The organism is Bradyrhizobium sp. USDA 4452 (assembly GCF_054063575.1).
On the sequence record NZ_JBSSGK010000001.1, the window covers coordinates 4,928,213 to 4,952,165 of the forward strand.

25 protein-coding genes are annotated in these 23,953 nt (G+C 64.8%); 13 read left to right on the forward strand and 12 right to left on the reverse strand.

What is annotated here, in order from left to right; translation table 11 throughout:
• The first annotated feature begins 236 nt into the window (after window positions 1–236).
• Together ACVISU_RS23630 and ACVISU_RS23635 are read left to right on the forward strand one after the other, a co-directional pair.
• Window positions 237–1,265, forward strand: coding sequence for a putative zinc-binding metallopeptidase (locus ACVISU_RS23630; protein ID WP_050403834.1), 1,029 nt, complete (start codon window positions 237–239; stop codon window positions 1,263–1,265).
• Window positions 1,262–2,296: a D-alanine--D-alanine ligase family protein gene (locus ACVISU_RS23635; RefSeq protein ID WP_050403835.1), complete on the forward strand. Its 1,035-nt coding sequence runs from the start codon at window positions 1,262–1,264 to the stop codon at window positions 2,294–2,296. The genes ACVISU_RS23630 and ACVISU_RS23635 overlap by 4 nt, the downstream gene beginning before the upstream one ends.
• A gap of 9 nt (window positions 2,297–2,305) precedes the next feature.
• Here the strand turns inward: ACVISU_RS23635 and ACVISU_RS23640 are convergent, their stop codons facing one another.
• The gene (locus ACVISU_RS23640; RefSeq protein WP_244521931.1) at window positions 2,306–2,743 is read right to left on the reverse strand and encodes a hypothetical protein; all 438 of its coding nucleotides are present in this window, start codon (window positions 2,741–2,743) and stop codon (window positions 2,306–2,308) included.
• A gap of 340 nt (window positions 2,744–3,083) precedes the next feature.
• On the opposite strand from ACVISU_RS23640, the gene ACVISU_RS23645 reads away from it, so the two are divergent.
• Window positions 3,084–4,082 (forward strand): L,D-transpeptidase family protein, encoded by a 999-nt coding sequence (locus ACVISU_RS23645; RefSeq protein WP_050403837.1) that lies wholly within the window; start codon window positions 3,084–3,086, stop codon window positions 4,080–4,082.
• A 131-nt stretch (window positions 4,083–4,213) separates the two neighbouring features.
• Here ACVISU_RS23645 and ACVISU_RS23650 read toward each other — a convergent pair whose 3' ends face one another.
• Window positions 4,214–4,390: a hypothetical protein gene (locus tag ACVISU_RS23650; protein ID WP_456708478.1), complete on the reverse strand. Its 177-nt coding sequence runs from the start codon at window positions 4,388–4,390 to the stop codon at window positions 4,214–4,216.
• Between the two features lie 383 nt (window positions 4,391–4,773).
• Between ACVISU_RS23650 and ACVISU_RS23655 the strand changes: the two genes are divergently transcribed.
• Window positions 4,774–4,902, forward strand: a complete 129-nt coding sequence (locus ACVISU_RS23655; protein WP_283807357.1) for a hypothetical protein — start codon at window positions 4,774–4,776, stop codon at window positions 4,900–4,902.
• 34 nt (window positions 4,903–4,936) lie between these two features.
• On the opposite strand, the gene ACVISU_RS23660 is transcribed toward ACVISU_RS23655, so the two are convergent.
• The 4 genes from ACVISU_RS23660 to ACVISU_RS23675 are packed head-to-tail and all read right to left on the reverse strand — an operon-like array spanning window position 4,937 to window position 8,542.
• The gene (locus ACVISU_RS23660) at window positions 4,937–5,692 is read right to left on the reverse strand and encodes a GntR family transcriptional regulator (RefSeq protein ID WP_050403839.1); all 756 of its coding nucleotides are present in this window, start codon (window positions 5,690–5,692) and stop codon (window positions 4,937–4,939) included.
• 6 nt (window positions 5,693–5,698) lie between these two features.
• The gene (locus tag ACVISU_RS23665; protein ID WP_456708479.1) at window positions 5,699–6,679 is read right to left on the reverse strand and encodes a Gfo/Idh/MocA family protein; all 981 of its coding nucleotides are present in this window, start codon (window positions 6,677–6,679) and stop codon (window positions 5,699–5,701) included.
• Window positions 6,676–7,563 carry an NAD(P)-dependent oxidoreductase gene (locus ACVISU_RS23670; protein WP_456708480.1) on the reverse strand — a complete coding sequence of 296 codons (888 nt, stop codon included), beginning with the start codon at window positions 7,561–7,563 and terminating at the stop codon, window positions 6,676–6,678. Before ACVISU_RS23670 ends, ACVISU_RS23665 begins: the two co-directional genes overlap by 4 nt.
• Before the next feature lie 19 nt (window positions 7,564–7,582).
• Complete coding sequence (locus ACVISU_RS23675; RefSeq protein WP_456708481.1) at window positions 7,583–8,542, reverse strand: Bug family tripartite tricarboxylate transporter substrate binding protein; 960 nt, start codon at window positions 8,540–8,542, stop codon at window positions 7,583–7,585.
• Window positions 8,543–8,677: 135 nt separating this feature from the next.
• On the opposite strand from ACVISU_RS23675, the gene ACVISU_RS23680 reads away from it, so the two are divergent.
• The 3 genes from ACVISU_RS23680 to ACVISU_RS23690 all read left to right on the forward strand — a co-directional run bounded on the left by ACVISU_RS23680 (window position 8,678) and on the right by ACVISU_RS23690 (window position 11,865).
• On the forward strand, window positions 8,678–9,067 hold the full coding sequence (locus ACVISU_RS23680) for a carboxymuconolactone decarboxylase family protein (RefSeq protein WP_456708482.1): 390 nt from the start codon (window positions 8,678–8,680) through the stop codon (window positions 9,065–9,067).
• 60 nt (window positions 9,068–9,127) lie between these two features.
• Entirely contained in the window at window positions 9,128–10,489 is a 1,362-nt protein-coding gene (locus ACVISU_RS23685; RefSeq protein ID WP_456708483.1) for a class-II fumarase/aspartase family protein, read from the forward strand.
• 119 nt (window positions 10,490–10,608) lie between these two features.
• Window positions 10,609–11,865: an aminopeptidase gene (locus tag ACVISU_RS23690; protein ID WP_456708484.1), complete on the forward strand. Its 1,257-nt coding sequence runs from the start codon at window positions 10,609–10,611 to the stop codon at window positions 11,863–11,865.
• Window positions 11,866–12,054: 189 nt separating this feature from the next.
• Here ACVISU_RS23690 and ACVISU_RS23695 read toward each other — a convergent pair whose 3' ends face one another.
• The 3 genes from ACVISU_RS23695 to ACVISU_RS23705 form a co-directional block, all read right to left on the reverse strand.
• Window positions 12,055–12,987, reverse strand: a complete 933-nt coding sequence (locus ACVISU_RS23695) for a GNAT family N-acetyltransferase (RefSeq protein ID WP_050403846.1) — start codon at window positions 12,985–12,987, stop codon at window positions 12,055–12,057.
• A gap of 11 nt (window positions 12,988–12,998) precedes the next feature.
• Window positions 12,999–14,048: an amidohydrolase family protein gene (locus ACVISU_RS23700; protein WP_050403847.1), complete on the reverse strand. Its 1,050-nt coding sequence runs from the start codon at window positions 14,046–14,048 to the stop codon at window positions 12,999–13,001.
• A gap of 109 nt (window positions 14,049–14,157) precedes the next feature.
• A complete protein-coding gene (locus ACVISU_RS23705; protein ID WP_456708485.1) occupies window positions 14,158–15,099 on the reverse strand; it encodes an EamA family transporter in 942 nt (313 codons plus the stop codon).
• 90 nt (window positions 15,100–15,189) lie between these two features.
• Here ACVISU_RS23705 and ACVISU_RS23710 point away from each other — a divergent pair, with 90 nt between their 5' ends.
• Window positions 15,190–15,813 carry a CGNR zinc finger domain-containing protein gene (locus ACVISU_RS23710; protein WP_456708486.1) on the forward strand — a complete coding sequence of 208 codons (624 nt, stop codon included), beginning with the start codon at window positions 15,190–15,192 and terminating at the stop codon, window positions 15,811–15,813.
• Between the two features lie 13 nt (window positions 15,814–15,826).
• Here ACVISU_RS23710 and ACVISU_RS23715 read toward each other — a convergent pair whose 3' ends face one another.
• Window positions 15,827–16,642 (reverse strand): MBL fold metallo-hydrolase, encoded by an 816-nt coding sequence (locus ACVISU_RS23715; RefSeq protein ID WP_456708487.1) that lies wholly within the window; start codon window positions 16,640–16,642, stop codon window positions 15,827–15,829.
• 229 nt (window positions 16,643–16,871) lie between these two features.
• Here ACVISU_RS23715 and ACVISU_RS23720 point away from each other — a divergent pair, with 229 nt between their 5' ends.
• Window positions 16,872–17,756 (forward strand): alpha/beta fold hydrolase, encoded by an 885-nt coding sequence (locus ACVISU_RS23720; RefSeq protein WP_456710885.1) that lies wholly within the window; start codon window positions 16,872–16,874, stop codon window positions 17,754–17,756.
• Window positions 17,757–17,759: 3 nt separating this feature from the next.
• Here ACVISU_RS23720 and ACVISU_RS23725 read toward each other — a convergent pair whose 3' ends face one another.
• Both ACVISU_RS23725 and ACVISU_RS23730 read right to left on the reverse strand, forming a co-directional pair.
• A complete protein-coding gene (locus tag ACVISU_RS23725) occupies window positions 17,760–19,280 on the reverse strand; it encodes a permease (protein WP_456708488.1) in 1,521 nt (506 codons plus the stop codon).
• Window positions 19,277–20,029 (reverse strand): ABC transporter ATP-binding protein, encoded by a 753-nt coding sequence (locus ACVISU_RS23730; RefSeq protein ID WP_456708489.1) that lies wholly within the window; start codon window positions 20,027–20,029, stop codon window positions 19,277–19,279. The genes ACVISU_RS23725 and ACVISU_RS23730 overlap by 4 nt, the downstream gene beginning before the upstream one ends.
• A 294-nt stretch (window positions 20,030–20,323) precedes the next feature.
• Between ACVISU_RS23730 and ACVISU_RS23735 the strand changes: the two genes are divergently transcribed.
• The 4 genes from ACVISU_RS23735 to ACVISU_RS23750 are packed head-to-tail and all read left to right on the forward strand — an operon-like array spanning window position 20,324 to window position 23,905.
• Window positions 20,324–21,199: a branched-chain amino acid ABC transporter permease gene (locus tag ACVISU_RS23735; RefSeq protein WP_021080282.1), complete on the forward strand. Its 876-nt coding sequence runs from the start codon at window positions 20,324–20,326 to the stop codon at window positions 21,197–21,199.
• Window positions 21,200–21,208: 9 nt separating this feature from the next.
• Window positions 21,209–22,360 carry a branched-chain amino acid ABC transporter permease gene (locus ACVISU_RS23740; RefSeq protein ID WP_456708490.1) on the forward strand — a complete coding sequence of 384 codons (1,152 nt, stop codon included), beginning with the start codon at window positions 21,209–21,211 and terminating at the stop codon, window positions 22,358–22,360.
• Window positions 22,357–23,115: an ABC transporter ATP-binding protein gene (locus ACVISU_RS23745; RefSeq protein WP_050403853.1), complete on the forward strand. Its 759-nt coding sequence runs from the start codon at window positions 22,357–22,359 to the stop codon at window positions 23,113–23,115. Before ACVISU_RS23740 ends, ACVISU_RS23745 begins: the two co-directional genes overlap by 4 nt.
• Window positions 23,116–23,125: 10 nt before the next feature.
• Window positions 23,126–23,905, forward strand: a complete 780-nt coding sequence (locus tag ACVISU_RS23750) for an ABC transporter ATP-binding protein (RefSeq protein ID WP_050403854.1) — start codon at window positions 23,126–23,128, stop codon at window positions 23,903–23,905.
• Window positions 23,906–23,953: the final 48 nt, after the last annotated feature.

The following is a 23,953-nucleotide window of genomic DNA, read 5'->3' on the forward strand; positions in this document are numbered from 1 at the left end:
AAAGAACCTTGCCCGGAAAACGGCCCAATCATAGCAGAAGGCGCGAAGCTGTCCCTGCGGCGATCTGGGCCTATGGCCCGGGCGCTCCGTGTCCTACCGACCTGCGGCGCAAGCACGGAGCGGGGTTGGCGTGAAGCGGCGCGGACCGAGGCCTGCTGCAAAAGCCCGGCGGTTGTTGCCGGCGGCAACCTATGACACCATCCCAATTCCGGTTTGTTCTTGATTTTTGGAAGCCTATGCCGCGCCGCAAACACGCCTGGGAGAAGCTCACGGATGCGCAGTTGCTCGAGCAACGCCTCAGCAGTCTGAGGGTTGCGGTCGAAGGCACCTGGCTCGCGGATTGTGTCGGCACGCTCTACGAAGAGCTCGAAGAGCGCGGCATCCGGCTGCGGCCGCACACCTGGATCTCGAGCGAATGGTTCAGCCCGGCCGATGTGCCCGGCATCGCCATTCCGTTCTATCTCGCCCATCCCCGCCTGATGAAACTCGAGAAGAAGATGATGCTCGACGTCGAGGGCGCCTCGTGGTCCGAGTGCATGGCCATTCTCCGCCACGAGGCGGGTCATGCCATACAGCACGGCTACCAGCTGCAACGTCGGCGGCGCTGGCAGCAGCTGTTCGGCCCGTCGTCGCAACACTATCCGCGCTACTACCGACCCAATCCGGCCAGCCGCAATTATGTCCAGCATCTCAGGCTCTGGTACGCGCAGAGCCATCCGGATGAGGATTTCGCCGAGACCTTCGCGGTGTGGCTGCGGCCGCGTTCGAACTGGCGGACGCGTTATGCCGGATGGCCGGCGCTGAAGAAGCTCGAATATGTCGACGAACTGATGGGCGAGATAGCCGGCGAGCGGCCGCTGTTGACGACGCGCGAGCGGGTCGATCCGCTGCATACGCTCAAGCAGACGCTCGGCGAGCACTACAAGAAGAAGCAGGCGTTTTACGCTTTCACGCCGCCGAAGACCTACGACCGCGATCTGTCCAAGCTGTTCTCTGCCGATCCGCGGCATCACCGGCATCCGCCGGCTGCGTCCTTCATCAGGCGGCATCGTGCCCAGGTCAGGCAGCTGGTCGCGCGCTGGACGGGCGAGAACCAGCTGACGCTCGATGCCGTGCTCGATGACATGATCTCGCGCTGCCGCGAGCTCAATCTGCGCGCCGTCGGCCCGGAGCAGAAGCTGGTGACCAATTTCACCATCCTGCTGACCGCCAAGACCATGCACGCGCTGTTCGGCCCATCGCGCCGCAAGTGGATCGCGCTATGAAACACTTTCGCATTCTGGTGCTGATGCACCCGGACTGTGTGCCGCCGGACTCCAGCGAAGGATACTCGGCGCGGGAAATCAACGAGTGGAAAACCGAATACGACGTGGTGAGTACGCTGCGCGCGGCCGGCCACGAGGTTCGTCCGCTCGGCGTGCAGGAGGAAATCAAGCCGGTGCGCGACGAGATCGAGGGCTTCAAGCCGCACGTCGTGTTCACGCTGCTGGAGGAGTTTCATTACGACGTCGTGTACGACCAGCACATCGCGAGCTATCTCGAGCTGATGAAGATCCCCTATACCGGGTGCAATCCGCGCGGCCTGATCCTGGCGCGCGGCAAGGATCTGTCCAAGACGCTGGTGCATCACCGCCGCATCCCGGTGCCGGCCTTCGCCGTGTTCCCGATGCGCCGCAAGGTCAAGCGGCCGCCGCGGCTTGCGCTGCCGCTGATCGTCAAGAGCCTGAGCAGCGACGGATCGCTCGGCATCTCGCAGGCGTCGATCGTCGATACCGACGAGAAGCTCGCCGAGCGCGTCGCCTTTATCCATGAGCGGATCGGAACGGCCGCGATCGCCGAGCAGTTCATCGAGGGACGTGAGCTCTATGTTGGCGTGATCGGCAACAACAGGCTGCGGGTGCTGCCGGTTTGGGAATTGAAGTTCGGCAGCATGGGCGGCCCCGCCGCGCGCCAGATCGCCACCGAAAAGGTCAAGCACGATACCAGCTATCAGGAGCGCATCGGAATTGCGGATGGACCGGCCGAGGATCTGACGCCGGAACTATCCGCGCATATTCAGCGGCTGGCGAAACGCATCTACCGGACCTTGGGGCTCGATGGCTACGCGCGCATCGACTTCCGTCTCTCCACCAATGGCGTTCCGTATTTTATCGAAGCCAATCCCAACCCCGAAATCGCCAAGAGCCAGGAGTTTGCGACAGCCGCGGGGCATGACGGACTGGATTACCCGGTTCTGTTGAATCGCATTGTGGCGCTGGGGATCAGCCGCGCCAAGGCCGGCGTATCCTTGGGCTAAATCGGAGCATTAAAGGCTGCGCTGTATCAGGTGGCGTCGCGCGTCCCTGGGGATGAACATCGCAAACGTTTCCCTAACGCGCGCCGCCGGCGTCGCGTCGGCGACGAAGGTGGCGACGGGGGGAGCCGTGCCACGAAATTCATCTGGTTCCGGCCATCGTCGCGCAAAGATATCGTTTACCGATGCCGGCATGGTGAGCCAGTCGCCGCGGCAGGTATCGTAGACGTACAAACCGGCAAGAAAAGTCGATACGACAACAAGGATCGTCCTGAAAATCGGCATTGTGATTGCGCCTTCTTGATTGAGGCGCACAATGCCCGGCGACGGTGAACCGCGCGTTGAGCGCTCCGGTCGATCGGCCGATACGGTTCTCAACTCATGAACGGGCACCTGCGTAACGGCTCGCTTACCAATGCCTTCAAGGTTGCGGCAACCAGCTTTGCTCACCGGCGGGAAAGAAGTCCCTGGCATCCTGCGGCAAATACAAGAAGCTCAGGAGGCACCATGTTTGTCGCTCTTCGCGTTATGATCCTGATCGCCAGTGCATATGCCGGCTCCGCCGTCGCGGGGATGCAGTTCGCGCCGCTGCCGAGCGCAGCGGTTTCGTCCGCGCCGTAAGATTGCTTTGCGGATCAGCGTGGTCTGCGCGCAAATGCGTTTCCGATAGCGACTTTTTGGCAGGACGATTGCGGCAAGCAGCGATCTCTGCTGTTTCTCGGCCGTTTTCTGCATTGGAACTTCGACGCTTCCCGTAGCTTGACCGAAGGTAGCTACGTTGGGATATGCGATGTTCCGACTTTCTTCTGTTGCGAATTTTGCCCTCGTCCTCTTGCTCGCCTCGGCTGCCCCAGCGATCGCAGCCGGCCTCGATGCCGTGGCGATCAATGATGCGGCGGCCCCAACGGCAAAATTGCCGGGCCGGCAACAGATCAGCGCATCCGTTGCCAAGCTCGAGATCCTGCTCGATCGCGCGCATTTCTCTCCCGGCGAGATCGACGGCAAGCTCGGTGACAACGCGCAGAAGGCGCTCACGGCGTTTGCCGAGGCGAATGGATTGTCGTTCGACAAGGCCGTGACGGCGGACCTCTGGAGCAGGCTCGCTGCGGCCAGCGAAGGGGCCGTGATCGTCACCTACACGATCGTCGACGCCGACGTGAAAGGGCCGTTCTTAAAGAAGATTCCCGCGAGAATGGAAGACATGAAGAGCCTGCCGGCGCTGAACTACACCAGCCCGCGCGAGGCGATTGCGGAAAAATTCCACATGAGCGAGGCGTTGCTGCAGGCACTGAATCCAGGACAGAAGTTCGACAAGCCCGGTGACGGCATTGCGGTCGCGAACGTGCTCGACCCCGGAAAGCCGCCGGCGATTGCGCGCGTGGAGGTCGACAAGACGCGGCAGACGCTCAGCACATTCGATGCTGCGGGAAAGCTGCTCGCTTTCTATCCCGCAACGGTCGGCAGCACGGAGAAGCCGACGCCGACCGGCACGTTGAAGGTGACGGCGGTCAACAAGAATCCGACCTATCGCTACAATCCCAAGTACAAGTTCAAGGGCGTCAGATCGAACAAGCCGTTCACGATCAAGCCGGGCCCGAACAATCCGGTCGGTGTGGTGTGGATCAACCTCTCGGGGGAAGGCTACGGCATTCACGGCACCGGCGATCCCGGCAAGGTCTCCAAGGCCGCGTCCCACGGCTGTGTCCGGCTCACGAACTGGGATGCGCAGCGCGTTGCTGCTGGTGTTGCAAAGGGGACGCCGGTTACGTTCTTGGAAGGCGCACGATAGTCCTCTCACGGTGCCCGGGTGAATCGGACTCGCCCCCTCGGCGTGCAATGGCCTCGCCGTTGCGGCGTGACCAGACCCCCGAGCACGACTGGTGCATCCCAGCGCACTGGTACTGACAGATGGCCGCGCGCCTAGTTGTCCGTCTTCAGCGTCTTGGCCGCAAAGTCGAGGCCGAGCCGACGGGCGCGCTCTTGGCGCTCTTCGCTCAAGAACTGCAGCTCCCGTTCCAGCGAGCGCGCGACCTCGTCCTGCGATTCCTTGGAGTGGCGGCGGGAGCCGCCGTGCGGTTTGGCCGGTTGGGCAGTCACGGGAGAACCCTTGTCATCGCAGTGTCACAGGCGCAGGCATGCCACGGCTGGAGTCCGGCGGACAATCAAAAAGTATTTCGTGGCCGCGCTTTGGAACGTTCGTTGTGCATCTGACTCAAATTTGAGCAGGAAATTCTCTTAGGCCTGCCGCGAGTGCCGGGGCATTGAGACCCGCGATCTCATCAATTCGGATGAGAGGGCCGGGTTCCCACGAAATCATTTCCGGATTCGCATGAAGAGGTCCTGAAACCGACAAGGTCTGACCTTAGTAGCGTTGTGAAGGACGGGTGTCTGGTGAGACGCTGACAATCGAGGTCGTGAGATTCACGACGGAGGTCGTGAGGTCGATCGGTGCATCTGAGACGTTGGGGATGATCTCGGAAATGAAGAAGCCGAATGCTGTGCCATATGTCTGGGCGGCCGCGCTGATCGCGGTCGTGATCTGGGGCGTAAGCGGCACCCCGCAGATGGCACATACTTCCGCCCCCACGCATCTGGCGCGGGCGCGATAGCGCGTTTCGCAGCGAAACGCGTCTCAGCAAAATCCTAGAGCTTCGGCCGCAGCGAGCGCTGCATATCCATTGTGTAGGTGTAGCGCCCTTCCGGGTGCGTGGTGATGGTGACCTCGAACAGTTCCTCGCGCAGGCCGTAGTAGCGCCGTACCACGGTGAGCGCCGGCGATCCGGTCTTGACGCCGAGCGCCTTGGCGATCGGCGCCGGCATGCCCCGCACGAAGATTTCCATCTGCGCACGCTCGGTGACCTGGCCGTACATCTTGGCGATCTGCTCGTGCACCGGAGTGCGGCCGTGGTCGCTGCGGGTCACGACATCGGCGAACCGGCGCAGCACGTAGATCTCGGTCCAGCCGAGCGGCGCTGAGAACTGGTCGGAGCGGCGCACGGCCTCGATCAGGAACCAGCTCTTGCCGGGCTCGCATTTCAGGTGGGCAGCCAGCTTGCGGTCGGCAACGATATCGCTGCTGCCAACCACGTCGCGGTAGGTCTCGTTGGAATAGCGCAGCCACTCGCCGAGCGACTTGACGCTGTGGGTGAACAGCACCGGCGGCTCGGAGGCGATCACCACCGAACCGAGGCCGGCGCGGCGCACGATCAGGCCCTGGTCGATCAGGATGCGCAGCGCCTCACGCACGGTCTGGCGGCTCGCCTGATAGCTTGCCATCAGCTCGGTTTCAGTCGGCAGCAGATTGCCGACCGCATAGGTGCCGAGTCGGATGTCCTTCTGCAGTCCGGTGGCGATGTCGCGATAGCGGGACGATCTCGCCCGGTCCGGTTGTTCAGACATGGCAGATCACTGGTATGCCGTATGGCAGGCGACCGGTTGTCCAGACTCCATCGAATGCAACGCGGCCTCGAACGCGGCGAGTGTCGCCAGCACGTCTGCTTCGGGGACCGGGAACGGCTGTCTGCGTTCGACCGCGTCGGCAAAGGCAGCAAGTTCCGCGGCGAGCGTGTTGACCGCCGCATAACGCGTTGTCGCGGGTGCCTCGCCGGATTTCCGTAGCACCATCGTCCCCTCGTCGAGCACCTCTGCGGATCCCTTCGTCCCGAACACATGCACGCGCCAATAGAACGGTGTTGCGCGGACCGTAGCAAGGGTTGCACTCACACCATTCACAAATTCAATCGCTAAAGTTGCAGTGTCGAGCGGCGGCGGTCCGGCCTCGCGTTCACTCAACCGGGCATAAACTTGTCGGGCAGGACCAAGCAGGCTGACGAAGCCGTCGAGCACATGCAGTCCCGCGCCGGTCAGTCCACCGCCCGGCGACTCCTCCGGCGACAGCCGCCAGCCCTGCGTAACGGCTTGCGAGTTCTCGTTGCTGTTGTGGCCCTCGAGATGCAGGATCGTACCGAGCTCGCCGCCGGCGACAATCGCGCGCAGCGCCTGCATCGACGGCCAGAACCGGCGGTTATGCCCGACCGCGAGCAGCACGCCGGCGTCGCGGCAGGCCGCGAACATCTCGGCCGCATCACTACGCCTCAACGCCAGCGGCTTCTCGCAAAACACCTGCTTACCGGCTCTGGCTGCCGCGATCACCTGGCTCCGGTGTAGCGAATGCGGTGTTGCCAGCAGCACGGCATCGATGCCGGGGTCGGCGAGCACGGCCTCGAGGCTGGCCGCAGGCGACAGGCCATGCGCCGCGCAGAAGCTCGCGGCGCCCGCCATGTCGGGTTCCACCGCGTTGACGATCCTGAGCCGCGGCTCGTCCTGCGCAGCCTCGACCAGCGCGCGGCCCCAGCGCCCGAGGCCGGCGATGGCACAATTGATCATGAGTGTTCCTTGTCCTGGTCGCGTCCGGCACGGATCGCCTCGATCACTGCGGCGCTGTCGCTGTCCGGGCCCTGCAGCGCGATCGCCGCGCGCAGCAGCTCGGCCTGCGCCGAGGTCAGCGGCAGAGACAGGCCGTGCCGGCCGGCCTCCTGCAGGATCAGCTCGGCGTCCTTCAGGGTCTGCGCGATGTGCGATTGCGGCGCGAAATCCCGCGCCAGCATCTTCGGTCCCTTGCTGTCCATCACTCTGGAATATGCCGCCGATTGCCGTGCGGTCGCAAGGAAGCTCGCGCCGTCGAGGCCGAGGCTTTCGGCAAAGGCGATGCCCTCGGCGAGCGCGGCGCGGTTGTTCTGCAGGATCAGGTTGATGGCAAGCTTGGTGCGGCTGGCATTGCCGATCGCGCCGACGTTGATCCGCTGCGGGCAGAGGATGTCGAGCGTCGCCGCGGCGGCTGCGATGACGTCGCGATCGCCGGCGACCAGCGCGGTGGCCGTGCCGGCGCGGACCTCGGCGCTGGTGCCCGAGATCGGCGCTTCGATGAAGGCGAGGCGCGCGCGTGCGGCGAATTCGGCGATGTCAGTGATCTCGCCCGGTGCGCAGGTGGTGGTGCAGATGACGAGCGGCGGCACTCTCGCGTTCGCAAGGTCCGGCAGCAAGCCGGTGACCTGAGCCGCGTCATACACCGCGATGACGATGGTCCGGCATCGCGCCGCCACGTCAGCGGCGAAGGCTGCGAACTCGGCGCCGCTGGTTCTCAACCCATCCGTCTTCGCCGCATCGGCGTCGAAGCCGATCACCCCGACGCCGGCATCGATCAGCCGCGCGGACAGCGCCGATCCCATCAGCCCCAGGCCGATCATTCCGACAGGTGTCTCGCGAGCCATGATGCGACGCCGCTTCGCGCTATTGCGGCTGGATGCCGGCCGCCCTGACCTCCGCCGACCAGCGCACGACCTCGCTCCTGACGAAGGCGCCGAACTCGGCCGGCGCCAGCGGCGCCACGATCACGCCGACATCGGCAAGCTTCTTCCTGGTCTCCGGCATCGCGAGGTACCTCGCGCACTCGGCGTAGATCTTGTTGACGATCGGTTCCGGCGTGCCGGCCGGTGCGAACAGCCCGTACCAGATGGTGGCCTCGAAGCCGGGCATCGCTTCGGAGAGCGCGGGCAGGCCGGGCGTCAGTTCGTTGCGGGTTGCAGATGTCACGGCGAGGCCGCGCAAGGTGCCGCCCTGCATCTGCGGGATCGCAACCGAGAAATCGCCGAAGGTCAGGTCGATCACGCCCGCCATCACATCGGTCATCGCCTGCGGCACGCCGCGGTAGGAGGCTGCGATCAGCGACAGGCCGCCGCGCGACTGCAGCTGCGCGATCGAGATCTGCGATGCACCGGAGCCGTAGCCCGCGGTCAGATTGGGCGTGGCCTTCGCGTAGGCAAGGAACTGCGTGAGGTCGCTGGCCGCAAGCTTGGGGTTGACCAGCAGCACCATCGCCGTGGTCGTTGTACGGATCACGGGCGCGAAATCCCTCACGGGGTCGTAGGGCAGGCTCTTCAGTGTCGCGACATTGCTGGCATGGGTGGTGTTGGTGCCCATCAACAGCGTGTAGCCGTCGGGCGCGCTGCGGGCGACTTCCTGGGCGCCGATGCTGCCGAGCGCGCCGGCGCGGTTCTCGATCAGCACGGTCTGGCCGAACGCGTCCTGCAGATGCTGGCCGACCAGCCGCGCGACATTGTCGGGGCCGGCGCCCGCCGGGAAGGGCACGATGATCCTGAGCGGCCGTTGCGGGAAATCGGTCGCGGCGAACGCCGGCAGGACCGGAAGCACCGCGAGCAGGACGACGAGCAGCCCCAGCCGTAACTTCATCCCGGTCCCTCCGTTTTTGCTTGGTCAAATTTATACGGACAAATATGCCGGAAGTGCAAGGCAATCGCGCTCTGAAATATTGAGATGTGGCATATTTATCCGTATAAATAGCCCATACAGGGGAGCCAGACGACGATGGTGGACACCAGCGATCTCCATGCGCGCGGACTGCGCCGGCGCCAGAAGATGTTCGGCGAGGTCGATGTCGCCAAGCGGATGGCGGCCGCAGGCGATTTTGGCACGCCGCTGCAAGACATCATCAATGCTTACGTCTATGGCGACGTCTGGGAGCGCTCCGGGCTGTCGGACCAGGTCCGCAGCCTCGTGATGCTTGGCATCACCGCGGCGAGCAGCAAGCCGACCGAGTTCCGCGTCCATGCCAAGGGCGCGCTGGCCAATGGCTGCACCGCCGCGCAGGTGCAGGACGTGCTGCTGCTGGTCGCGATGTATTGCGGCATTCCGGCCGCGATCGAGACCAGCAAGATCGCCGCCGAGGTGTTCGGCGAGGCGCCCGCGGAGGGCTAGGGCAGAGGCCTGCACCGTGATAGGGACGTTGCCGACTGCGAACGGCAACAGGATGCGTCCATGTCCGGCTTCCCCACTTCGACCACCGTGCTCGATTCAGTGCTGTTTCGCGATGCCTTCGGCACGCGCGCGATGCGCGAGGTGTTTTCCGACCTGCGGCTGCTGCAGCGCTATGCCGAGGTCGAAGTCGCGCTTGCAAAGGCCGAAGCGCGCTGCGGCGTGATCCCTGCGGAAGCGGCCGCGGAGATCGCAAGACGCACCGATGTCACCGCGTTCGATTTCGATCTGCTGCGGCAGGAGACCGATGTGGTCGGCTACCCGATCCTGCCGCTGGTGCATCAGATGGCGAAGCAGTGCGGCGAGGCCGGCCGCTATGTCCATTGGGGCGCCACAACGCAGGACATCATGGACACTGCCGTGGTGCTGCAATTGCGCGATGGCCTTGCGATCATCGAGGATGACATCACTGCATTGCGCGGCATCCTCGCCGACCTCTCGCAAAGATACCGCGACACGCCGATGGCCGGCCGCACCCATCTGCAGCAGGCGCTGCCGGTGACCTTCGGCTACAAGACCGCGATCTGGCTCGCCGCCTTCGATCGCCACGCCGCGCGGCTCGCCGAGCTGAAGCCGCGCGTACTGGTCGGCCAGTTCGCCGGCGCCGCCGGCACGCTGGCCTCGCTTGGCGACAAGGGCTTCGAGGTCCAGAACGCGGTGTGCGAGGAGCTTGGCCTCGGCGTTCCGGTCTCGACCTGGCATGTCGCGCGTGACGGTCTGGCGGAAGCGGTGAATTTCCTCGCATTGGTCACGGGAACGCTCGGCAAGATCGCGCTCGACATCATGATCATGGCCTCGACCGAGTTCGGAGAAGTCTACGAACCCTTCGTGAAGGGGCGCGGCGCCTCCTCGACCATGCCGCAGAAACGCAACCCGATCTCGTCGGAGCTGATGCTCGCCGCCGCCAAGGCGGTGCGCCAGCACGCCGGCCTGATGCTGGATGCGATGGTGCAGGATTTCGAGCGGGCGACCGGCCCGTGGCACGCCGAGTGGATGGCGATCCCGGAAAGCTTCGTGCTGACCGCCGGCGCGCTGCATCAGGCGAGATTCGCGCTTGGCGGCCTGATCGTCGACGAGAAGCGAATGGCCGCCAATCTCGACATCAGCCGCGGGCTGATCGTTGCCGAAGCCGTGATGATGGGCCTTGCGCCGGCGATCGGCCGGCAGGAGGCGCATGATGTGGTCTACGACGCCTGCCGGGTCGCCAACGACAAGGACTTGACGCTGGCCGAGGCGCTGGCGGCGGATGATCGCGTCGCGAGCCGGATCGATCGGGCGACGATCGACCGTCTCACCGCGCCGAAAAACTATCTCGGCCTCGCGCCCGAGATGGTCGACCGGGTGCTGGCCTCAGTGAAGCGGTAAAATTCGCGGCAATTGCTCGCCGTCGCGTGATCGGGCGCTGCGGCCGGGAACCTTGCGAACGCGGATCGAATTGGACTACGAATCCTCAAAACCCCTCAAACGACACAGCCGGACGCTTCATGACCGCACACCAACGCAACCTTTCCGCCTCGATTGATCCTGTAAAACTCGATCGGCTCGCCGAAGTCGCGATCAAGGTCGGCCTGCAACTGCAGGCGGGGCAGGATTTGCTGCTGACGGCGCCTTCCGCGGCCATGCCGCTGGTGCGGCGGGTGGCGGAGCACGCCTACAAGGCCGGCGCGGGTCTCGTGACTCCGTTCTTCTCGGACGAGGAGCTCACGCTGGCGCGCTATCGCTACGCCAACGATGCGAGCTTCGATCGTGCCGCGAGCTGGCTCTACGAGGGCATGGCCAAGGCGTTCGGCGCCAATACCGCGCGGCTTGCGATCGTCGGCGACAATCCGATGCTGCTGTCGGGCGAAGACCCGACCAAGGTGGCGCGCGCCAGCAAGGCCAATTCGATCGCCTACCAGCCGGCGCTGGAGAAGATCGTCAATTTCGACACCAACTGGAACATCATCGCCTATCCCAGCACGTCGTGGGCGAAGCAGGTATTCCCCGACGATGCCGAGGATGTCGCGGTGGCCAAGCTCGCGGATGCGATCTTCTCCGCGTCCCGGGTCGATCAGGATGGCGCCGTCGCCAACTGGGAAAGGCACAATGCCAGGCTGCGCGAGCGTACCGAATGGCTGAACGGCCAGCGCTTCCACGCATTGAAATATTCCGGTCCCGGAATGGATCTTACGATCGGGCTTGCCGACGGTCACGAATGGGAGGGCGGCGCGTCGACCGCCAAGAACGGCATCGTCTGCAATGCCAACATCCCGACCGAGGAAGTCTTCACCACGCCGCACTGCCGCCGCGTCTCGGGCCATGTCGTCAGCTCCAAGCCGCTGTCCTATCAGGGCACGCTGATCGACAACATTTCGGTCAAGTTCGAGGAAGGCCGCATCGTCGAGGCCCAGGCCTCGCGCGGCGAGGAAGTCTTGAAGAAGGTGCTCGACACCGACGAGGGCGCGCGCCGCCTCGGCGAGGTCGCGCTGGTGCCGCACTCCTCGCCGATCTCGAAGAGCGGGCTGTTGTTCTTCAACACGCTGTTCGACGAGAACGCCGCCTCGCACATCGCGCTCGGCCAGTGCTACTCCAAATGCTTCGTCAACGGCGACAGGCTGACGCCGCAGCAGATCGCCGAGCAGGGCGGCAACAAGAGCCTGATCCATATCGACTGGATGATCGGCTCGGCCCACACCGATATCGACGGCATCCATGCCGACGGCCGCAGCGTGCCGGTGTTCCGCAAGGGCGAGTGGGCGTAAGGCGCAGCCAATTCATTGTACCCAACTCAATCCGTCATCCTTGTAAGTCCCGAAGGATGGACGGCCCGGGTATTGCGTGCGGCGAGAAATCCCGGCCGTTCGCCCTTCGAGGCTCGCTCCGCTCGCACCTCCAGCGACAACGGCAAAGCCGTTGCGCGGGGGTGACGGGGATGGATTGTATCCAGGGCGCTATTGAAACCGCCGCTCCCGCGCGGCGATCAGCTCGCCGCGCAGCGCGCTGAAGCGGCAGGTCTCGTGCTGGGGCCGGAAGCCGAGCCGGCGGTAGATCTTCAGCGCGGGCGCATTGCGGCTCGAGACGTTGAGCCAGCAGGGATGCTCGACCGACACGTCGTGTGCGGCCAGCACGCGATAGACCAAGAGCTGGCCGAGCCCGCGTCCCTGCCGTGCTGGGTCGACGGCGACCGACTCGATCCACATCGAGTTCCGCTCCGGCTCGGTCAGGCAGAAGCCCGACATCTGGCCATCCTCCGACGCGATCCAGACTTCGCTCTCGGTCAGGACCTGCGCCATCTCCTCCGGTGAATAGCGGCGAAACGCGGCGTCCGAGGCATAGGCGGCGTTGTGGATGCGAGCGACCTCGCCGGCGCAGGCGGTGACGTCGCTGACCTGCTCGATGGTGGCGCGGGCCGCCGCGAGTGTGCGCGCCGGCTGCAACGGCTCGACGCATTTCATCCCGATCTCTGACTCAAGATGAACAAAGCCGAAGGCGGCGACGAAAGCCATTCCCGCCGGCCAGTCGCCGCTCACCAGCGTCTGGACCGTGATATCTGGACTGGTGTCGATCGCAAGCACCTCGTCGAACAGCGCAAGACCAATCCGGCGGCGCCGCATCTCGGGTGCGACAACGATCTTGAGGAACCGGGAATGATGCGCGCCCTGAACGCGCAACGATGACTCAGCGAGGCCGAGGAGCCGGCCGTTCCGCTCGGCAATGCGGAAGTCGCGGCCGCTACGGTTCTGCGGCAGTTTCAAGAACTGCTCCCACTGCGGCAACGTGACTGGGCCCAGCCGCGGTTCCACCGCAGCCGCCTTTGCGTAAAGTTCGACCACCGCTTCCGCATCAGCCTCACGAAGCGGCCGGATGGTGATGCTGTCATCCATGAGTCGAGAGCTTACCCGATATCGAGCCGATAAACATCCTTTGCCGTCTTCAAGAACAACGCCGTCTTCTCGGCTTCGCTATATTGTGATGCAAGCCGTTTAAAGGTGTTGAAGATCACCTGATAGCTGCACTGTCCCTTGTCAGGTGGGAAGTTGCTTTCGAACATGCAACGGCTCGGGCCGAACGCCTCGATGCAGGTCTCTACATAGGGCCGCCAGGCAGCGGCGAGTTCCTCCGACGAGGGCGGCCTGGGGCGGAGGTGGAAGTCGTAGCCGAGCAGGCACATCGCCAGCCCGCCGAGTTTGACCACGACGTTCGGGCATTTGGCGATCTCCTGGATCGACGCCTTCCAGACCGGAAAGGTCTCTTCGCGCTTGCCGGCAAAGCGGCCGATGCCGACCGGTCCGCCGCAATGGTCGAGCACGATCCTTGTGTCGGGAAAGGCGCGGGCGAGGTCGGTCAGTTCGCCGATCTGCGGGTGGAACAGCCAGGCATCGAAGCTGAGGCCGAGCGGCGCCAGGCAGGCGAACCCCCTACGAAAGGTGGAATCCAGCAAGATGCCTTTCGGACGGTTGGCATACATGTGGGCGACGTTGGGGTCCTCGTCCCAGGCCGAGGAGTGGCGGATGCCGCGGAACCGGCCGTTGCCCGCTGCAATCTCAGCCTCCAGCACCGCCTTGGCCTGGTCGCCGATCAAAAGGTTAACGTGGCTGACGATGCCGGCGCAGATCGCCGCCTTGCCGTAGCCACCGCTCGCTGCCATCGCCGCGACGCCATTGGCGAACTCGACCTCGCCGACCGGGCGGAACGCCTCCGGCCCGTCGGCGCGATACATCGACCGGCAATCGACATAGACGGTCGCGACGATGTTGTGGCCCGAGGCGATGTCGTCGCGCATCTCCTCGATCAGGTAACGCAATCCCCCGCGGTCCCAGAGATGATGGTGCGGATCGACGATCGGGCGGGCCGGGTCGATGATCTCTTCTGTGTATTGGGCGAGCCAGTCTTCGCGCGGATTGGCATAAAGCCCGCTCGCAGAGGCGGGCAGAGTGCTGGCCATGGATGATGCTCCCTGTTCTTGCTCTTGTCGGCCGCCGATCCGAGGTCGGCTGCGGGAAGGATAACGAGGGGGGCCGGCGCGCGTCAAACCACCGCCTGCGAATGTGCCGTCAGCCCGACCGCAGCGCCGATCGCGACCAGATCGTCGACCGAGGCGGTTTCGCCAGCGCCGGCGATGCCTGCTCGGCTCGCCAAGTGATGATGATCGAGGCGATCACAAGGAGCGCGCCGAGCAGCATCGTGACGGAAAATGGTTCGCCGAGCACCAGCGTACCGAGCAGCACGGCGATGATCGGATTGACGAAGATGTAGGTCGAGACCATGAACGTCGACACATTGTCGAGCAGCCAGTGAAACGCCGTGAAACCGATGACGCTTCCGGCGATGGCGAGATAGATCACGGCTGCGAGCGAGGCCGTCGAAATGTTCCGCGGCGAGAAGCCCTCCAATTCGCCGGACGCAAGACTGATCGCAAGCAGGACCACGCCGCCGATCGACAGCTGCATGCCTGACGACAAGATTGGCGAGCCGTGATCCGTTGTCCGGCGCGACAGCACCGTGCCCACCGCCCAGGAGAGCGCCGCACCGAGCAGCAGCAGGAGGGGAATGACGTTGAAGTCGCCTCGTCCGGCCGACTCCCAGGCCACGATTCCCACACCGGCAAGGCCGGGCAGCAATGCGGCCAGCGTCATCGCCCTGGGGCGCCGGCTTTGCGGATACAGGAAATCGATGAGCAGCACCCAGAACGGAATCGTGGCCAGCACGATTGCGGCGATGCCGGACGGAACCGATTGCTGGGCATGGGCGAGAACGCCGTGGCAACCGACGAAGAACACGCCACAGAGCGATGCAGTCAGCCAGCGCCATCGCGACACGTGCATGACCTCAGCCCCGTTCAGCGCGATCAGGATCACACCGCCGCCAAGCGAACGAAGGCCCATCAGCAGGAACGGGGGGATCGTCTTCAAGCCGAGCGCGATCGCCAGGTAGGTGGAACCCCAAAGCAGATAGATGGCGGCGAACGCGCCGACCATCAAAAGTCGCTTGGACATGGTTGGCTCCCGGGTTAGATTCTAACCACTTAACAGGTTGTCCAACCCAACCGATTAAGGGGTTATCCGTTCCTGAGGAGTCGCCCGATCATGTCGCGTGTTCCTTCGCCAGAGACGCTGGCTCGGGAAGAGCTCAGCATCCAGTTCGTGAATACCGTCGCGTGGCGTCTGCGCGATCCGGCTGAAGATCGGATCGCCACCCCTGATTCCGCGCTGAAATGGTTCGCCGCCGCCGGACTGGCAGACCGCCGTTTGGTCGCGCAGCTCAGGGCACGATGGAAATCCTCACCGCACGAGGCAGATACCTTTCTGAAAGCCGCCCGTGACCTGCGCGAGGCGCTCTACACGATCTTTATTGCCCGCATCGGAGGCGGCCGGATCGATCCGGCGGCGCTGGCCGATCTCAACCGATGCATCGAAGCTGCACTGGGCGGCGTGACGCTGGGGTCTGTCGGCGACACGCTGCGTTGGCTGCCGACAGCCGAGAAAGTTGCGCCCGAGATGCTGCTCAAGCCGATCGCATGGTCGGCCGTGAGCCTCCTGACCGGGGCCCGTGCGGAGAGGGTGAAGCAGTGCCAGGATGAGCGGGGCTGCGGCTGGCTGTTCGTCGACGAGAGCCGTGCCCAGAACCGGCGATGGTGCTCGATGGGCGATTGCGGCAATCTCGCCAAATCGCGCCGGCACTACCAGCGCATGCAGGCGGCGGCGGAATGATGGCGTTTGCGCCTTACACCCCGTCGAGGATGATCACCGTCGGCGTCGCCGGCAGCGTGTTGCGTGAAATCCGCAAGGTGCGCTCGCCGCCGCGGCGGTCGATCTCGAATTGCTGGCCGATCAGGCGCATGAACTCGTCGAGCGGGGTCGCGAAGCGGTGCATCGGCAGCACGACGGCTGAGCGCAAGCGCCTGGTGATCTCGGAGATGCCGTCGAGCGACATCGTATAGGTGCCGTCGATCGGCACCATCACGATGTCGAGACGGCCGATCGCGGCAAACTGGCTGTCGTCGAGCTTGACGTGGAGGTGGCCGAGATGGCCGATACAGAGGCCGGCGACCTCGAAGATGAAGATCGAGTTGCCATCCTTGATCATCTCGCCGCCGGAGTCTTCGCCCCAGTAGCGGCGGATGTCTGTGGTGACGTTGCGGATATAGACGTCGCCGATCCGCATCCCGTAATGCGCGGCCTGGCCGTTCTCGCCCCAGCCATGCAGCACGTGGGGAATCTTCGGGTCGGGAAACAGCGTGTAATGCGTCGCGTGCGCCCGGTTCATGGTCGCGACGTCGGGCAGCCGCCCGGTTTGATAGACGCCGTTGTAGTCGGTCGCGATCCGGATGCCGCCAGGCGTGTCGATGTAGTAGGTGGAATGGCCGGCATAAGTGATCGCGACCTCGTCCGTTTTAGCGGCGACGCGCCGGTAGTTCACCGGGACGGCGCGTGGCGGTGCATTGGCCATCGCCAGGCATTCGCTGCGCTGGGCGTCCTGCGCAAATGCGTGACTGGTCAGCGTTCCCAGCAAGGCGAGTGCGGCAAGCAATCTCAGCATGGGCTGTTCCATCCGCGGCAATATCCGCCGACGTCAGACTATCGCGCAATCGGCGCGCCGTCATGATGAGGCCGGCGCATCGCTCCACGGCGCTGGCTGCAATACGATCCGGGCGATTCTTGCGTGGGGACACGCTACTATGCCGCGCATGATCACAGCGATCAGGGAGTTCTGCGTGACTGAGCACAGCTACGCGCCGCGCGCGTCATCGACCAAACGGCTCGAGCCATTGCGCCATGTCGACGCAGGCGTGCTCGACATCGCCTATTACGAGGCGGGCCCGGCCGACGGGCCGGCCGTGATGCTGATGCACGGCTTTCCCTACGATATCCATTCCTATGTGGACGTCGCCCCGCTGCTGGCGGCGGAGGGTTGCCGGGTCATCGTGCCCTATCTGCGCGGCTACGGCCCGACGGTGTTCCGCGACAAGGCGACGCCACGCTCGGGCGAGCAGGCTGCGGTCGGTGCCGACCTGATGGCGCTGATGGATGCGCTCGACATCAAGCGCGCGGTATTCGCCGGCTACGACTGGGGCGGCCGCGCCGCCTCGATCGGTGCGGCGCTGTGGCCGGAACGATGCATCGGGCTGATCTGCACCAATGGCTACATGATCCAGGACATCGCGCATGCGATGGTGCCGGCGCGGCCGGAGCGCGAGGTGCCGCTCTGGTATCAGTATTACTTCCAGCTCGAGCGGGGGCGCGCCGGGCTCGCCGCCAACCGGCGCGGCATCGCGAAGCTATTGTGGTCGCAATGGTCGCCGAGCTGGGCGTTCGACGATGCCTGCTTCGAGCGCACCTCGGTCGCATTCGACAATCCCGATTATGTCGACGTGGTGATCCACAGCTACCGGCATCGCTACGGCGTCGTCGCTGGAGATCCGCGCTATGCGGAGGTGCAGCGGCGGCTGGACGCGCTGCCGGTGATTACGGTCCCCACCATCACGCTCGACGGCGGCGCCGACGGGGTTACGGCCGCCGGCGACGGCAGCGCCAGCGCGGCCAAGTACACGGCCCGCCGCGCCTATCGGGTGATCCCGGGCGCCGGCCACAATCTGCCGCAGGAAGCGCCGGAGGCGTTTGCCGCGGCGGTGATGGAACTGGTGAAGGGCTAACTCTTACGCGCGCCGCGGGCTGATCTTCCAGGCGGTGGCGAGCGTCAGCAGCGTCAGACTGCCGCTGATGAGCGAGGCCGCCGGGATCGTCAGGGCCAACGCCGCGGTTGCGGCCCAGCCGATCGAGGAGAAGGCTTCCGCGAAGGTGGCGATGCGGGAGGAGGTCTGACGCCGGCGGAACTGGCTGCGCTTGGCCTGCGCGCGGAACCAGAGCTGGACCGCGGCGGCGGATGCCGTCGCGATGATGATCGCGATCGCCGTGACCACCGCTTGCCCCGGCGAGGCGAAGGCCAGCGCGGCCACCAGCGGCGCGAAAACCGTGGCGATCGCGATCAGCACCACCTCGACCTTGGCGCGGGTCACGCGCGACGGCGGCAGTGGCGCGGTTGCCACCAGATCGGGCGCATCCTCGCCCGAGATGGTCAGCCAGGCGAGTCCCCCGGCGAGCTGGCCTGCGGCCATCACAATGACAGGCGTGATCAGCACGATCGCGGTCGACGTGCCGGAGAAGCTCCGCCACAGCATCAGCGCCGGCGGCAGCAGATAGAGCATCTGCATCAGGCTCTGCGACAGCAGCCAGGGATCGCGGCGCAGCAGCAGGAGCTCCTTGCGCCGCAGCGCCTGCTGCCGCGAGCCGGTCCGGAACGCGCGTGCCCGTCCTTGCGTGACCGCGGCCGGATTGGCGGCGACGCGCGCGACGGTGTCGGCAAACCGCGGCGCGAACACCGCCATCACGACGCCGAGCAGCACGAGCGCTGCGGCGAGCAGCAGCATCATAATTTCGAAATCGCCGAGCGATGCGCGGGCCGGCCACCAGACGAGGCTGTCGGGGCCCGGGGCAATGCGTGCTGCGGTTTCCGAAGTCAGAAAGGCAAAGCGCGACAGCGTGCCGTAGGACAGCACGGCGACGACCTGGAGCGCGATGACGAAGCCGGCGCCGATGACGGCGGAGACGATCTGTGCCACCAGCCGCGTCCGGCCCGGCCCGATCAGGCGAAACAGCAACGCTGTGACGGCGATCGCCGCGGCAGCCGCCGACAGCCCGATCGCGAGCACGACGCCGAAGCCGGCAAGCCAGCGCGCACCGCCGAGATACACCAGCACGTCGATGAACGGCGTCGACAGCAGCAGTGCCATGCTGCTCACCGTCAGCGCGATCGCCGCGATCCGGATCGAGAAGATGTTGGTGAGCTTGGCCGGCGACGACATGATCAAATCGAGATCGGCGCGGGCGTAGAACACCCGCGTCACCGACTCGATCGCCTGCGACAGCATCAGCGCCCAGGCCAGGAAGATCGTCGCGGTCAGCACGATCAGCGAGGACGGATCGAGCGGAAACCGCAGGTCGACATAGCGGGCGACCACGGCATAGGCCGGCAGATGCAGGATCGCCGCGAAGATCAAGAGGCCGATCACGGCGCGATTGCGCCGGCGCCGACCGCCGGTCATCATCGCCAGCCATTCGCGCCAGGCCAGGCGGAATTCGTGGCGGGCGAACCAGGCGAGATGGGCGGTCGAGCTCACGCGGCGGCCGCCTCGGTATCGACCAGCGCGATGAACATGTCCTCGAGCGTGGTGTCGTTGCTGCCGTTCCGCGCGCGCAGCTCGGCCAGCGTGCCCTCGGCGATCAGCCTGCCGGCCGCGATGACGCCGATGCGGTCGGCCATGCGCTCGGCGACCTCGAGAATGTGGGTTGTCATGATCACGGTGCAGCCGGCGCGGACGCGCTCCTGCAGCAGCCCCTTGACGTGACGCGCCGACAGCGCGTCGAGGCCGGTCAGCGGTTCGTCGAGAATGATCAGGCGGGGATCGTGCACCAGCGCGCCGGCGAGCGCCACCTTCTGACGCATGCCCTTGGAGAAGCCCTCGCAGCGCTCGTTGAGATGCAGCTCGAGCCCGAGCGACACCAGGAGCTTGCGCGCCGACTGCTCCGACGTGCGGGGATCGATGCCCCACAGGCCGGCGACGAATTCGAGATATTCCAGCGGCGTCAGCTTGTCGTAGATCATCGGCTCGTCGGACACCCAGGCCATGATCTGCTTGGCTGAAACCGGGTCGGCCAGTGCGTCGATGCCGAAGATCGACACCGTGCCGGCATCGGGCCGCAACAGCCCTGCCACCATGCGCAACGTCGTGGTCTTGCCGGCGCCGTTCGGCCCGAGCAGCGCATAGAATTCACCGGCACGGACGGTGAGATCGAGCGCGTCGACCGCCGGGCGGTCAAAACGCTTGGTTAACCCTCGCACGGCGAGTGCGGACAGTTCCGAAGTCATGATGTGTGGCGATCCGGGAGTTCGCTCGTCGGTTGCGTGACCTTGGACAAAAACCGTTTCGGTGCAGTGAATCGCACGGGGTAAATCGACCGCGATATCCGTATTAGTCCGTGCTGCGGCATATCTCCGCAAATGTGATGATACAGCCGGATCAGCGGTTTGTTGACAGGGAACGGGCCTTTTGGCTCAATCCCGATCGGACATAGGCGGCTTTCAGCGATTCCGACACAAGGGCGCGAAGGCGGGATGCGACGAGCGATCGGATAAGAATCGCCGGGCATCGGGGAGGGAACGATGCTGGACTTTGTTCAGCAGCTCGTCAGCGGCATCGCGCTCGGCTGCGTTTACGGCCTGATCGCGCTCGGCTTCGTGCTGGTCTACAAGGCAACCGAGGTCGTCAATTTCGCGCAAGGCGATTTGATGATGCTGGGCGGCTTTTTCGCCTTCACCTTCATCGGCATGCTCGGACTGAATTACTGGGTCGGTTTCGCCGGCGCGGTGATCTGCATGGCGCTGTTCGGCATGCTGGCCGAGCGGCTGGTGGTGCGGCCGATCCTCGGCTATCCGCAATTCTCGATCATCATGGCGACGATCGGGCTCGGCTATTTCCTGCGCTCGGTCGCCGGCATGATCTGGGGCACCGACGACTTCAAGATCGAAACGCCGTTCAGCCAGGGCGTCTTGCGGATCGGCAGCCTGGTACTCGCCTATGACAAATTGTCCGTGATCGCGGCGACCATCATCCTGTGCGCGCTGCTCTATCTGTTCTTCAACCGCACCACGCTCGGCACCGCGATGCGCGCCAGCTCCGAGAACATGCTGGCTGCCTACTACATGGGCATCCCGGTCAAGCGCGTGGTCTCGATCGTCTGGGCGATCTCGGCGGCTGTGGCGACCTGCGCCGGCGTGCTGCTGGCGCCGATCACCTTCATCCATTCCAATGTCGGCCTGGTGCTGGGGCTGAAGGCGTTTCCGGCCGCCGTGCTCGGCGGCTTCGGCTCGATCCCGGGCGCGGTGGTCGGCGGCGTCCTGATCGGCGTGATCGAGAGCATGGCCGGCTTCTATCTGCCGCAGGGGTGGAAGGACGTCGCGCCCTACATCGTGCTGCTCGCGGTGCTGCTGCTCAAGCCCGAAGGCCTGTTTGGCCTTCATGTGCGCAAGAAAGTCTGAGGAGCCAGCATGCGGTTTCTCTTCAAGACCGACTACGAAGACGACATCAGGCTGTTTCCGCATTCCGGCTACGTCTACTCCTACGGCCTGCTGCTGGCGGTGTTGCTGATCGCGCCCTACGCGCTCTCGAGTTATCTGATGAGCCAGCTGGTCTTCGTCTGCATCTATGCGACGGTCGGCGTCGGGCTCATGATCCTGACCGGCTTTACCGGCCAGGCCTCGCTCGGCCATGCCGCGTTTCTGGCGATCGGCGCCTACACTGCGGCCTATCTGCAGCAGTTCAACGTGCCGTTTCCGGTCTATTTCCTCGCCGCCGGCCTGCTCACCGGCGTGGTCGGCGCGCTGGTCGGATTTCCGGCGCTGCGGCTGCAGGGCATCTATCTGGTGATCGCGACGATCTCGTTTGCCTTCATCGTCGAGGAAATCCTGGCGCGCTGGGAAAGCGTGACCCACGGCAACGAAGGCATGCGGGTCAAGACCATTCAGCTGCTCGGCACCACGGTGTCGCGCGACGGCCCCACCTTCTACTATCTCTGTCTCGCGGTGCTGGTGCTGACCATCGTCGGCACGCTCAATCTGCTGCGCTCGCCGACCGGGCGCGCCTTTGTCGCGATCCGCGACAGCGAGACCGCGGCGCGCAGCATGGGGATCAACGTCGCGCTCTACAAGGTGAAATCGTTCGCGATCTCGGCTGGTATCACCGGCTTTGCCGGCGTGCTGTTCGCCCACAAGCTCTCCTTCATCTCGCCCGAGATGTTCACGCTGCAGCTCTCGATCGAGTTCATCATCGTGATCCTGATCGGCGGCACCTTCAGTCTGCATGGCGCGGTGCTCGGCGCGATCTTCCTCGTCATGATCGATCCGTTCCTGACCTATCTGAAGGACGACATGCCCGGCGTGATCGGCGGCGTCGCCGCCACGCTCGGCGCCGGTACGGAACGCGCCGGCCACATTCAGGACGCGGTCGCGGCCTTCGCTTCCGCCAACGGGCTGAAGGGCGCGATCTACGGCGTCATCATCGTGGTTTTCGTGCTCTTTGAACCCTTGGGACTCTATGGCCGCTGGCTCAAGATCAAGCTCTTCTTCCAGCTGTTCCCGCTCTACAAGCGCGCGACTTTCAAGCGGCAGAAGATCTACGTGAAATCGGAGCGGAACCGATGAGCTATTTCCGCGCCGAGAACCTGTCCCTGCATTTCGGTGGCCTCAAGGCGGTCGATGCCGTCAGCTTCGCGGTCGAGAAGGGCGAGATCCTCTCGATCATCGGGCCCAACGGCGCCGGCAAGAGCTCGATCTTCAACCTGATCTCGCGCATCTATCCGCCGACCTCGGGCAAGATCTTCTTCGAGGATCAGGACATCACCCAGCAGCCCGCCTACGACATCGCCAAACTCGGCATCGCGCGCACCTTCCAGAACATCGAGCTGTTCGAGAATGCGACGGTGCTGAGCAATCTGCTGGTCGGCCGGCATCGCCATTCCACCACCCAGCTCTGGCAGGAGCTGTTGTTCCTGCCGAGCGTCCGCGCCGGCGAGAAGGCGCATCGCCGCCGCGTCGAGCAGGTAATCGAATTCCTCGATCTCGAACCGTACCGCGACAAGCTGATCTCGGGGCTGCCCTACGGCGTGCGCAAGGTGATCGAGCTGGCGCGCGCACTGTGCTCGGAGCCGAAGCTGATCCTGCTCGACGAGCCGTCGTCCGGGCTCAACGTCGAGGAGACCGACGACATGTCGTTCTGGATCCGCGACATGAAGAGCGAGCTCGGCATCACGGTCCTGATGGTCGAGCACGACATGACGCTGGTCAACCGGGTCTCCGACCGCGTCATCGCGCTGAACTACGGCCGCGTGCTGGCGATGGGCTCGCCGTCCGAGGTGCAGCACCATCCCGACGTCGTCGCAGCCTATCTCGGCGCATGAGGACGATGCCATGAGCACGCCAGACATCATCCTGAAGCTCTCCAACATCGAAAGCTATTACGGACCGATCATGGCGATCCGCGGCATCAGCCTCGAGGTGCCGCGCGGCCGGATCGTCACGCTGCTCGGCGCCAACGGCGCCGGCAAGACCACGGTGCTGAAGACGATCTCCGGCATCCTCGATCCGCAGAAGGGTTCGATCGAATTCCTCGGAAGGCCGATCCAGCGGATGGAGGCCGACCGGATCGTGCGGCTCGGCCTCAGCCATGTGCCGGAAGGACGGGAAGTGTTTCCGTTCCTGTCGGTGCGCGAGAACCTGATGATGGGCGCCTATCTGCGCAAGGACCGCGACGGTGTGGCGCAGGACCTCGAACGCGTCTACGGCTATTTTCCACGGCTGAAGGAGCGGCTCGGCCAGCCGGCCGGGCAGCTTTCGGGCGGCGAGCAGCAGATGCTTGCGATCGGGCGCGCACTGATGAACCGGCCGACCTTGCTGCTGCTGGACGAGCCGTCGCTCGGGCTGTCGCCGATCCTGGTGAAGGAGATCTTCACCATCATCCGCCGCGTCAATGAGGAGCAGGGCATGTCGATCCTGCTGGTCGAGCAGAATGCCAAGATCGCGCTGGAGACGGCACATTACGGCTATGTGCTGGAGATCGGCCGTGTCGTCATGAACGACACCTGCGAGCGGCTGCTGAATTCACCCGATATCCAGGAGTTCTACCTTGGCGCCAAGGAAGCCGGCGCGCGGGGCGAGCGGCGCTGGAAAAAGAAGAAGACGTGGCGCTGAGGCATATCTGGCGTTGCCGAAGGTTGGCGTCGACTAAAGTTGGCCGAG